Origin of the sequence: Psychrobacter proteolyticus, from assembly GCF_038155145.1 — a bacterium.
GTDB classification, from domain to species: Bacteria; Pseudomonadota; Gammaproteobacteria; order Pseudomonadales; family Moraxellaceae; genus Psychrobacter; species Psychrobacter proteolyticus_B.
This window is the reverse complement of sequence record NZ_JBAKAY010000266.1, coordinates 1-207: the sequence shown is the minus strand read 5'-3', so window position 1 is coordinate 207 and position 207 is coordinate 1. Positions and strand designations below refer to the sequence as shown.

Here is a 207-nt window from a genome sequence, read left to right as displayed (position 1 = left end):
ATTTTTAGCGCATTGGCGTACTCACCTTGGAAATAGCTTTGACGACGACCGAAACAAGACAAGGTCGCTAAAGACTAAAATAATGGTTTTTTACCTAGCGTTTGAACAAAGTTTGATTCTACACCCCAGACACCGAGCACGTGTTCAGCTATTACGCCATAAAGCGATTCGATTTGAGGTAGAGTCGAGCCCCATTGACGTTTGGCT

General features: G+C 44.0%; 1 pseudogene. It reads right to left on the bottom strand.

Annotated elements, in window-relative coordinates:
• Positions 1-207 (bottom strand): annotated as a pseudogene (locus tag V6252_RS13785) (lytic murein transglycosylase); the annotation flags it as partial.